We start from the raw sequence: 11,221 nt of genomic DNA on the forward strand, positions 1-11,221 counted from the left end.
CCGGTTCGAATTCGATCTGGAAATATCCCGGCTGCCGTCCGAGACTGGAATCGGAAGCGAGGGCAAGAGATGAAGAGCCGGATTGACGTGGCCGTGGTGGGTGCGGGCAGTGCAGGCTGCGTGTTGGCTTCGCGGCTCAGCGAGGACCCGGACCGCGAGGTGGTGCTGTTCGAAGCGGGGCCGGACTATCCGGCGGAGACGCTTCCGGCCGACCTCGCGGACGGCATCCATGGCACCAGCACGGCTTCGCACGACTGGGGGCTTCATGGAACGGGCGTCGCCGGCGGACCTGCCTTGGACCTTCCACAAGGGCGGGTGACCGGGGGCTCGTCAGCCGTCAATGCTACCTTCGCCCTGCGCGGCCATCCGGCCGATTACGACGGCTGGGCCTTGCCGGGATGGACGTTCGCGGACGTGCTGCCGTCTTTCCTCCGCCTTGAGCATGACCTGGACTTCGGTTCGTCGCCCTATCACGGGGACGACGGCCCGGTGCCGATCCGCCGCTACCGGGGGGACGAACGGTCCCAGCTCACGCTCGCCATGGAGGACGCCATCGCGGACGTGGGCATCCCGCGAATTCCAGACCACAACGCCCCGGGGGCCGTGGGCCTCTCGGCGCTGCCAGTCAACTGTGTGCAAGACGTCCGGGTCAGCACCGCGCGGGCCTATCTGGATCCCGTCCGCTCCCGGCCCAACCTGACGATCCGCGCGGCCTGTCCGATCGCCGACGTCGTGATGGGTCACGGGCGTGCGATAGGCGTCCGGACCTCCGACGGCGAGATCATCGCGGCGGATGAGGTGATTGTCTGCGCTGGCGCCTACCACTCGCCCGCGCTGCTCATCCGGTCCGGCATCGGCCCCGCCGCGGACGTAGCCGCATTGGGCGGGCCCGTCACGATGGACCTGCCCGGTGTCGGATCGAATCTCGCCGACCACCCCTGGGTGGCGATCGACCTGCCCTGTCTCCAACCGCTGGGCGACCCTCCGCTCTTCCAGGTGATGGCGACAGCCCGGAGCAGCCGGGGATCCGCTGCGGATCCCCCGGATCTCCAGCTGATGGTATGCGGACCGTACCGGCTCGAGGACGGGTACCACTGCATGCTCGCCGCAGCGTTGCTGAAGCCGGCGTCGCGCGGTGAGGTGCGGCTCCACACACTCGACCCGAACGCCGCACCGGCCATCGACCTCGGGTACTTCCGCAATCCGGTGGACATCGACCGATTGGTGGAAGGCCTGCAGCTCGCGGACGCCGCCGTGTCCCGCCCTCAGCTGACCCGGATCACCCGGGGTTCCCGGCTCGCACCCCGGCAGGACCTGGTCACTGACGCCGTCGCCGTTCGCGCCTGGATCAAGGCCACGGCCACGACCTACCACCACCCCGTGGGCACCTGTGCGATGGGAATGGACCCCCGGGCCGGCGCCGTGGTCGACACGTCGGGACGGGTGTACGGAGTGCCGGGCCTCTCGGTGGTTGACGCCTCGATCCTTCCTGAACCGCTGTCGGCCAACACCAACATCCCCACGATCATGGCCGCCGAGCACATCGCGGCCCGGCGTCGCTGGGTCGGGGCGGGACGCTGAGGAACGTAGGAGGTGTGCCACATTGGTCGGCATGGTCTCGGCCTGCCGTCGGGAAGCCGGTTGTTCTGCGCAGCCGACCATCAGATGCGCTGTGTGACCCACTCATGGAGCGCGTCGATGCTCCACGATGGCGCCCGCACCAGGATCAGTTCCCGGTTCTCCCGGTGGACCTCGTGGATGCCGTCCTCACGGGATAGCTCGCGGACAAGCCGATCGACGTCGGCCGACTGTTCGTGGGCGATGTCGTCCCCCAGTCCCCCAGACCGATCTCGAAGTCATAGCCGCCAGGTTCGCCCCGGATGCTCTCGATTTCGAAGGGCGGCTCTGGCACTATCCCGGCGGCGGCGGGGTTGCCTTCACGTAGCTGGCCGATGGGCTCGGAAGAACGGCGGCGCAGGGCCACCGCCCTCGTAGGTGTCGGCATTCAAGCTCGGGCGCACTTCGGTGGTAACGGCACGACCGTACCACCGAAAGTAGAGAGCCCCGCACGCCAGAGTGCGCAGGGCCATTCCGCCTACGCGTGAACGGTGTTCTCAACCTTCCACTGCATCATCCGCGGGTAGACCCAGAAGGTATAGATGCCCACCGTGATGATGCTCAGCAGCAGCCACTTGATCCACAGGCCGAAGATGCCCCACCCCGTGCCGATAAACCGAAGCTGCCGGCCGTGGAGATAGGTGTTCTTGGCCCTCCACCGTTCGATCAGGACAATGGCAAACGGGTAGCAGATCCCAAGGGTGCAGATCATGATCAGGGCTCCTAGGATCTGGGTGCCGAACCAGGATGCGGCTCCGCCGCGGAATTGGTAGATCTGTACCCCGGGAACGGTTCCGGCGCCGGTGGGAACGATGGTTCCGAGGCCTGCGGCAGGCATCGCCCCGTAAGGTAAAACTTGCTCGTTTTTGATGCTCATAAAATCCCCCAATTGATAGTGCGAAAGCGAACAGTCGAACTATATAGACCCCAAAGGAACCAGGCGCCACTGACTCCCCCTTATTAACACCCCCTGGCCCAGAATTTTTCTGTTGGTGGAGTCGTGGAGACCTCTCGGAGCAAAGACAGCCAGACTGTCTCCAGTGTGCTTTCTAACGTCGGGCGGCTCTTATAAACAGTCCGGATCCTCTAGCCGCAACTCGGCGACGGGAAGAACGTTGCGGCCTTGACCGCGGGGGTCAGTGCGGGGCTGGCCCGTCACTGGTAAGGGGTTCCCTGTTCCGCCATCGTTCCCGGTTTTCCCGGCCGAGGCCTGTACTAAAACTCAGCTCGACATGTGATTACGCCGGAGCTGCCTCAGGGGCCTTTCCGTGCAATTTCCTCCCGTGACCGGAGCGCCTTTCGGGGCCCCTTGTCCACGATGGCCCGCTCGTTGGAAGCCCGCTTTGAACGCCTTCGCCATCACTTTCAGCAACCGATTCCCGGCACCTGAGAACTACCACATGAAAACGCCGGATACCCCGGTAATAATGAGTTAGTCCCGCGAGAAAGGCTTCCGCATGTGAACATCCTTGCTGCAAGAAACAAATCCTCACGATTCAGCAGTCAAGCAAACCCGGGGCAGCCCCATTCGTTGACGAACTCGTGGGTAACATAGAGGCTCGGGCGACGGCGTCTCATCTGGCGAGACGCCGTTTTGACCGCCGAGTAGTGCATTCAGCGTAAACAGCCGCCAATCCGCTACTGGCCGTCCCCGGAGAGATGGCAAAGATGCCTAAGTTTTTTTGGACTTCATTGAGAGCAGAGACATTGGTTTACTTCGAACCCCAGCGCCAACAAACGAGGGTGCCACATCCACCACAGCCAAATCAATCGCTTCATAGCTCTCGTCGGCGTTGGTCGTGGTTGAGTGTTGGACTTGTCAGCATGTTGATTGCTGTTTATGCGATCTATACGGCTTTCGGGGTCTCCGAAGTTTTCGGTTATTCGGCCGGGCTCTCTTACGATGACGCGGAGTTGGTGAAGCAGCAAAGCGCGGGGGACGTGGCGATGGGCATGTTGCTTCCCACCGACAGCATCCTTCTCTTCTTGCTGTTGGCTGTTGTGACTGCTCTGCACGTCGGGGCACGAAAATCGGTATTCGGAATTACCTGGATGACGAGAACTGGGATGTTAGTGACGCTTGGGTCGTTCGTGTTGTCGCTCTTCAAAATTTCGGTGCTATTTCCGCTGCTATTCAGCATGATTGGTTTTGGTGTCTCGACTGCTGGTTCGCCATCCGATCTCCACGCGCCGTCTGCCAAGGAATACGTACTCAGCGATGTAGAGCTCATTACGTACACGTCAGGCGCGAATCGTGTGACCGGTTCGGTAACGAACACCAGTTCTTACGATTGGGAAACGGTCACTGTCGACTTCATCCTCAAGGATAAGGCCGGCAAAGCGTGTTATCGGGCCAACCAACAACTAAAATACATCGGCCAAGGCCAGGTTGCACAACTGGTCACTGGTCGAATTGAAACCTATATGCTCGCTCAACCGAGTTGTGGGGCGACCGCGGTGACGATGGCTGTTACAGGATTTGATGTGGACTCGCGGTCGACTAAGGACCCGGAGAATGACGCCCCTCAGGTGCCCGCCTTCACGAGTCTAAAACCACTGCTAGAACCAGACACTTTGGGGATGCTGAGGGCTTCAGTCACCGGAGTCGTTGATAGGACCTCGCGCGAGCAGCTGGATCTTAAGACCGGGAGCCAGGACACCAGTGAATTCATGTTTGAACTGGTGAGAACTGATGGTGTGCGGTTGGACATGTGCTTCAAGCCGAAGGTGATCGCACCTGACGGGAGCTTCATGACTGGCCGATATCACAGCCCCGTGGATCAAGGCGTGATTGCATCTGCTGTCTTTGTGCCACATTGTGACGGATCTTGATTGTCAAGATGTGGACAGGTGGAGTTGTAGATCCTGACCAGACGATCAGGATCGTTACGGTGCCACCTTTCGCAGTGCTGAACTTGACGAAAAGTCGCAGAAAATCATTGGACGAATGAGATGCTTTGATGATTCCTCAAGAGGTGGTTAGAGGGCTCTAGGGAACACGAAGAATAGTGGGCCTTCGCAGATAAGCGTAGATGCCGGGTCTGAGGATGGCGCTGTCGCGTGGGTATTCCGTGCTGGCGGCGTGATGCGGCAGGAACGGGTTCTCAGGGACTCTTTGAATTGGTAGCGACCAAGCAACCAAAAAGCGACCCTGACATAAAAAACTTTATGTCTTGCTCCTATGGTTGCTGGTGCACGCGTGCAGATGCGTTGCTGGGTATCGAGGGTGTCCACGTCCATTCCGTCTCGGCAACCGGGACTGGCCTGGTTCCGGGCGTTGAAATTGGCGAGGAACTCGCAGGTTGTCCGGACTGCGGTGTCGTAGCGATCGGCCGCGGCCGCCGCCAGGCCCGGCTCCATGACATTACCCGTTTCGGCCGGCCCGTTCGGTTCCTGTGGGCCAAACGCGTCTGGCGATGCCGGACCCGGACTGCCCGATGACCTCTTTCAGCGAAGACCATCCGTTGGCAGGTCCATGGGCGAAACTCACTGCCCGCGGACCGGCCTGGGCCACCGACGCGCTGCAGGCGTTCGATCCCCCGGTCTCTGCCCTGGCCCAGTCGGGAAGCCCCAGCGTCTCTGCTCCGGGGCTTCTCGGGGGGCGCATGCTTGACGATCTGGACGGCCTTCACAAACGCAATTCGGTCGGCCTCGATCACAGTAGTTGGCCTCCTCAGTATTGACAGCCTTGCCAATCACATAAGACGAACCCGAACCCGAGAAGAAGTCGTGGTTCTCGTCCGCGTTGGGCGACAGGGCCGACAGGATGGCCGGGTTCACGTCGGTGACAGAGGCCGGGAACATGGCCTCGTAGCCCAGGTTCATCAGCGCCTTGTTGGCGTTGTAGTGCAGGAACTTCTTGACGTCCTCGGCCAGGCCGACGGAGTCGTAGAGGTCGTGCGTGTACTGGACCTCGTTCTCGTACAGCTCAAAGAGCAGCTCGAAGGTGTAGTCCTTGATTTCCTGCTTACGCTCCTCGGACAGGCCCTCCAGGCCCTTCTGGAACTTGTAGCCGATGTAGTAGCCGTGGACGGCCTCATCGCGGATGATCAGGCGGATCAGGTCGGCCGTGTTCGTCAGCTTGGCCCGTGAGGACCAGTACATCGGCAGGTAGAAGCCGGAATAGAACAGGAAGCTCTCCAGCAGCGTGGAGGCCACCTTGCGCTTCAGGGGATCGTCGCCCTGGTAGTAGTCCATGACGATCTGGGCCTTCTTCTGCAGGTTCACGTTCTCGGTGGACCAGCGGAATGCCTCGTCGATCTCCTTGGTGGAAGCCAGCGTGGAGAAGATGGAGGAGTAGCTCTTGGCGTGCACGGATTCCATGAAGGCGATGTTCGTGTAGACAGCCTCTTCATGCGGAGTGAGCGCGTCCGGGATCAGCGAGACGGCGCCGACGGTGCCCTGGATGGTGTCCAGCAAGGTCAAGCCCGTGAACACGCGCATGGTGAGCTGCTGCTCGTCCGGGGTCAGCGTTGCCCAGGACTGAACGTCGTTGGACAGCGGAATCTTCTCCGGCAGCCAGAAGTTATTGACCAGGCGGTTCCAGACGTCAACGTCCTTGTCGTCCTGGATGCGGTTCCAGTTAATGGCTTCAACGTGGCTAAGCAGCTTGACCTTTTCGGTCATGTCATCCCCTAAAAAGTTGGGTTGGTTCTCTAGTTAAAGCGTACGACGGCGGGCGGGCGCCCGCCGTCGTACTGAAGCAAAATCAACCGATATCGGTTACAGCATGCAGCTGACGCAGCCGTCCACCTCGGTCCCTTCCAGCGCGAGCTGGCGGAGACGGATGTAGTAGATGGTCTTGATGCCCTTCTTCCAGGCGTAGATCTGCGCCTTGTTGATGTCGCGCGTGGTGGCAGTGTCCTTGAAGAACAGCGTCAGGGACAGGCCCTGGTCCACGTGCTGCGTCGCGGCGGCATACGTGTCGATGACCTTCTCGTAGCCGATCTCGTACGCATCCTGGTAGTACTCCAGGTTGTCGTTCGTCAGGTACGGCGCCGGGTAGTACACGCGGCCCAGCTTGCCTTCCTTGCGGATCTCGATCTTGGACGCCACCGGGTGGATCGAGGAGGTGGAGTTGTTGATGTAGCTGATCGAGCCGGTCGGCGGAACAGCCTGCAGGTTCTGGTTGTAGATGCCGTGCTCCATGACGGAAGCCTTCAGCTCCTGCCAGTCGGCCTGCGTCGGAATGTGGATGTTCTTGAACAGCTCGGCGACCTTGGCGGTCTGCGGGACCCATTCCCGGTTCGTGTACTTGTCGAAGAACTCGCCCGAGGCGTACTTGGACTTCTCGAAGCCGCCGAAGGTCTGCCCGGTCTGGATGGCCAGCAGGTTGGAGGCGCGGACGGCATGGAACACCACCGAGTAGAAGTAGATGTTCGTGAAGTCCAGGCCCTCTTCGGAGCCGTAGTGGACCCGCTCGCGGGCCAGGTAGCCGTGCAGGTTCATCTGGCCCAGGCCGATCGCGTGGCTCTGGTCGTTGCCGCGGGCGATCGAGGGCACCGAGGTGATGTTGGACATGTCCGAGACCGCCGAGAGCGCGCGGATGGCCGTCTCGATGGTCAGGCCGAAGTCCGGCGAATCCATGGCCTTCGCGATGTTCAGCGAACCCAGGTTGCAGGAGATGTCCTTGCCGGTCTGGTCGTAGGACAGATCATCGTGGTACGTCGTGGGCTGGGAGACCTGGAGGATCTCGGAGCACAGGTTGGACATGATGATCTTGCCGTCGATCGGGTTTTCCCGGTTCACGGTGTCCTCGAACATGATGTACGGGTAGCCGGATTCGAACTGGATCTCGGCGAGGGTCTGGAAGAACTCGCGCGCCTTGATCTTGGTCTTCTTGATCCGGGAATCGTCCACCATCTCGTAGTACTTCTCGGTGACCGAGACGTCGGAGAACGGCATGCCGTAGACCTTTTCGACGTCGTACGGCGAGAACAGATACATGTCCTCGTCCTTCTTGGCCAGCTCGAAGGTGATGTCCGGGATGACGACGCCGAGGGAGAGGGTCTTGATGCGGATCTTCTCGTCCGCGTTCTCGCGCTTGGTGTCCAGGAAGCGGTAGATGTCCGGGTGGTGCGCGTGCAGGTACACCGCGCCGGCACCCTGGCGGGCACCGAGCTGGTTCGCGTAGGAGAAGCTGTCCTCGAGGAGCTTCATCACGGGGATGACGCCGGAGGACTGGTTCTCGATCTGCTTGATCGGCGCGCCGACCTCGCGGATGTTGGTCAGCGCGAACGCCACTCCGCCGCCGCGCTTCGACAGCTGCAGCGCCGAGTTGATGGACCGGCCGATCGACTCCATGTTGTCTTCGATGCGGAGCAGGAAGCAGGAGACCAGCTCGCCGCGCTGCTTCTTGCCGGCGTTCAGGAACGTGGGGGTGGCCGGCTGGAAGCGGCCTTCGATGATCTCGTCGACCATCGCGGTGGCAAGCTTTTCGTCGCCGCGGGCCAGGTGCAGGGCCACCATGCAGACGCGGTCCTCGTAGCGCTCCAGGAAGCGCTTTCCGTCGAACGTCTTCAGCGTGTAGGACGTGTAGAACTTGAAGGCGCCCAGGAAGGTCTCGAAGCGGAACTTCTTCTTGTACGCGCGGTTGTAGAGCTCGCGGATGAAGTTCATCGTGTACTGGTCGAGGGTTTCGCGCTCGTAGTACTCGTTCTTGACGAGGTAGTCGAGCTTTTCCTCGAGGTCGTGGAAGAACACGGTGTTGTTGTTCACGTGCTGCAGGAAGTACTGGTGCGCCGCCTCGCGGTCCGCCTCGAACTGGATCTCCCCGTTCGGGCCGTAGAGGTTCAGCATGGCGTTGAGCTCGTGGTAGCCCAGGCCCTGGTAGGCGGCCGGCATGGCCGGCTTCTCACCGGGGACGGTGTGCTTCTCGACGGCGCTGGTCTTCTCGGCGGAGCCGAGGGGGGAACCCTCGGTCACTTCGGTGTCTTCGACAGTCGTGTCCAAAATTCTTCCAATCCTTGTTGTACTCGGCTGACGTCTTCCGGCGTCCCCATGAGTTCGAATCGATATAGGTGGGGTACCCGGCATTTAGCGGCGATGATGTCGCCGGCCATGCAGTAGTTGTCCCCGAAATTCGTGTTGCCCGCCCCGATCACTCCCCGGAGCTGTTGCCGGTTGCGTGGATCGTTCAGGAAGCGGATGACCTGCTTTGGAACGGATCCCTCTCCCCCGGTGCCTCCGTAGGTGGGAAGCACCAGCACGTAGGGCTCGGTGGCCACGAGCGCGGGTTCCCTCGAGTGGAGGGGTATCCGGGCGGCGTCGATGCCCAGCTTCCTGATGAAGCGTGCAGTGTTCTCGGAGGTGGAGGAGAAGTAGACGAGGTGGCTGCCGGTGGTCCGGACTGCGTCCGGGTTCCTGCCATCGTCCGCCAGCGGCGCTGCGTCTGCTGCCGGCGTCGTACCGGCGGTTGCCAGTGCCATGGGAGTCACCTCATCTGACTGTCTTCGTTCGAAGCGTTTCAGGCCACCGCGACGGCGGAAGCCTGGGCCAGTTCTTCGATCTTGTCGGGGCGGAAACCGGACCAGTGGTCCTGGTCCGTGACGACGACCGGAGCCTGCATGTAGCCGAGGGCCTTCAGGCGCTCGAGGGCATCCGCATCCTGCGAGATGTCGACGCTCTGGTAGGTGATGCCCTTCTTGTCCAGCGCGCGGTATGTCGCGTTGCACTGAACACAGGCCGGCTTCGTGTAAACCGTAACGGTCATGGTCCCTGTCCCCTTTTTGTTGAAGTCTTTGGTACTGCAAAATGTGTGCTGCGTCGGAGCTGATGCTGTTGAGCTGAGTCTCTGCTGCGTCTTTGGTGCCGGTTGTCCGGGCGGGCCGGTCCGGGACAGGAATCCTTATCCGTTACTGGCCGCACGTGGCGGGCACTGCTGCTCCTGAACTGCGTCTCTAACTGCTGCTCTGGAACTGTATGTCGATACTACATGTAGTGCAAGAGCCCGATGTGGACCCCAAGATGATGTATTACAAGTATGTCATTTAATGCACCGCCAGTCCACAGGCAGGGTGCCTCAAAATGTCCGTGTTTCCGCCATTTTGCCGGACGAAATCCACAGGCTGTGGAGTACCTTTGCACAATTAACTGCCCTGCGTGTCGCGTGGGAGACGGCGTGTCGCGGTGCGGCGCGCAGTTGCCCGCGGTGCGGTTAAACACCGTATGTAGTGTCCGGGAACACGAAAAAGGCGGGCACCCCCGGGGGTGCCCGCCTTCCACTGCGTGAGGAGTCTTACAGCGACGCTCAGCCGGCCGCCTCGCCCGCCGTCCGGCGGTCCAGCACGATCTGCTGCACGTCGAGGTAGCCGGTCTCGAAGCCAGCGCGGGAGTAGCAGAGGTAGAACAGCCACATGCGCTGGAAGATCTCGTCGAAGCCCAGTCCCTGGACGTCGGCGGAGCGGGCCATAAAGCGTTCCTCCCAGAGCCGCAGCGTCTGGGCGTAGTGCTCCCCCATGGCGAGGCGTTCGCGGACACGGAGACCGGTCTGCTTCTCCGTGATGTCCTCGATGGCCCGCACGGAGGGGATGACGCCGCCCGGGAAGATGTACTTGTGCACCCAGGTGTAGCTGGAACGGGTGGCCAGCAGCCGGTCGTGCGCGATGGTGATGGCCTGGATGGCGACCTTCCCGCCGGGGGCCAGGACCCGTTCGATCGTCTGGAAGTAGGTGGCCCAGTACTCGAAGCCCACGGCCTCGATCATCTCAACGGAGACGACGGCGTCGTACTCGCCTTCGACGGCGCGGTAGTCCTTGAGCTCGATAGTGACGGCGTCGGTGTAGCCGGCGTCGGCGACACGTTTGCGGGCCAGTTCCTGCTGCTCGCTGGAGAGGGTGACGGAGTAGACGGTGGCGCCGCGCTGGGCGGCCCGGAGGGCGAGCTCGCCCCAGCCGGTGCCGATTTCCAGCACCCGGGTCCCCTGTCCGACGCCGGCCTTGTCCAGCAGCCGGTCGATCTTGGCCTGCTGCGCGGCGGCGAAGCCGTCCCAGGCCACGGTCTTCAGCGCCGCGCCGGATTCGGGGAACAGCGCACTGGAGTACGTCATGGTCTGGTCCAGGAACGTGCCGAAGAGCTCGTTCGAGAGGTCGTAGTGGCGGGAGATGTTGGAGCGGGTGTTCTGCTCGGTGTTGCGTTCCTTCCGCGGCTGGCGCGGCAGGTAGAGCGCCCGCAGTTTCTGCAGCGGCTCGGGCACCAGGGTCCCGACGCGGGCGGCGAAGACCTCCATCACGGCGGTGAGGTTGTCGGCGTCCCAGTCTCCGGCCATGTAGGACTCGCCCAGGCCGATCAGGCCGCCGTCGCCGAGCCGCGCGGCGAAGGCCTCGGGACGGTTCATGGTCATGACGGGGTACGTGCGGCCGGGCACGGCAGCCTTGCCGAGGACGGTGCCGTCGGGGTAGCGGACTTCGAGCGGAAGCCGGCGGACGGCTGCTTTGAAGATGGCCTCGGCAACGCGGCCGGCCACGGCTGTTTTCAGGCCGGACGGGACCGTGGCGATGCTGGGCCAGATAGCGGCGTCGACGACGGCGGGCGGCTGCGGGACGGTGTAGGGGGCTGCGGCCTCGTTCGTCCGGCGCGCCGCGCCCGATCCGGTCGCTTCGGTCAT

General features: G+C 62.2%; 7 protein-coding genes and 1 pseudogene. 2 read left to right on the top strand and 6 right to left on the bottom strand.

Features of this window, described 5'->3' with window-relative positions; all coding sequences use genetic code 11:
* The first annotated feature begins 69 nt into the window (after positions 1-69).
* Positions 70-1,581, top strand: a complete 1,512-nt coding sequence (locus AC1DC5_RS08660) for a GMC family oxidoreductase (RefSeq protein ID WP_476864860.1) — start codon at positions 70-72, stop codon at positions 1,579-1,581.
* A gap of 514 nt (positions 1,582-2,095) precedes the next feature.
* On the opposite strand, the gene AC1DC5_RS08665 is transcribed toward AC1DC5_RS08660, so the two are convergent.
* A complete protein-coding gene (locus AC1DC5_RS08665; RefSeq protein WP_476864861.1) occupies positions 2,096-2,494 on the bottom strand; it encodes a DUF898 family protein in 399 nt (132 codons plus the stop codon).
* 947 nt (positions 2,495-3,441) lie between these two features.
* On the opposite strand from AC1DC5_RS08665, the gene AC1DC5_RS08670 reads away from it, so the two are divergent.
* Positions 3,442-4,449, top strand: a complete 1,008-nt coding sequence (locus AC1DC5_RS08670; RefSeq protein ID WP_441404291.1) for a hypothetical protein — start codon at positions 3,442-3,444, stop codon at positions 4,447-4,449.
* 828 nt (positions 4,450-5,277) lie between these two features.
* On the opposite strand, the pseudogene nrdF reads toward AC1DC5_RS08670, so the two are convergent.
* The 5 genes and pseudogenes from nrdF to AC1DC5_RS08695 all read right to left on the bottom strand — a co-directional run.
* Positions 5,278-6,243 (bottom strand): annotated as a pseudogene (nrdF, locus tag AC1DC5_RS08675) (class 1b ribonucleoside-diphosphate reductase subunit beta); the annotation flags it as partial.
* A gap of 96 nt (positions 6,244-6,339) precedes the next feature.
* A complete protein-coding gene (nrdE, locus tag AC1DC5_RS08680; RefSeq protein WP_441404334.1) occupies positions 6,340-8,460 on the bottom strand; it encodes a class 1b ribonucleoside-diphosphate reductase subunit alpha in 2,121 nt (706 codons plus the stop codon).
* 77 nt (positions 8,461-8,537) lie between these two features.
* Positions 8,538-9,044, bottom strand: a complete 507-nt coding sequence (nrdI, locus tag AC1DC5_RS08685) for a class Ib ribonucleoside-diphosphate reductase assembly flavoprotein NrdI (RefSeq protein WP_476864862.1) — start codon at positions 9,042-9,044, stop codon at positions 8,538-8,540.
* Between the two features lie 38 nt (positions 9,045-9,082).
* Positions 9,083-9,328 (bottom strand): glutaredoxin-like protein NrdH, encoded by a 246-nt coding sequence (gene nrdH / locus AC1DC5_RS08690; RefSeq protein ID WP_056429759.1) that lies wholly within the window; start codon positions 9,326-9,328, stop codon positions 9,083-9,085.
* A 537-nt stretch (positions 9,329-9,865) separates the two neighbouring features.
* A complete protein-coding gene (locus AC1DC5_RS08695; protein WP_476864997.1) occupies positions 9,866-11,221 on the bottom strand; it encodes a class I SAM-dependent methyltransferase in 1,356 nt (451 codons plus the stop codon).

The organism is Arthrobacter sp. 10L424 (genome assembly GCF_056395325.1).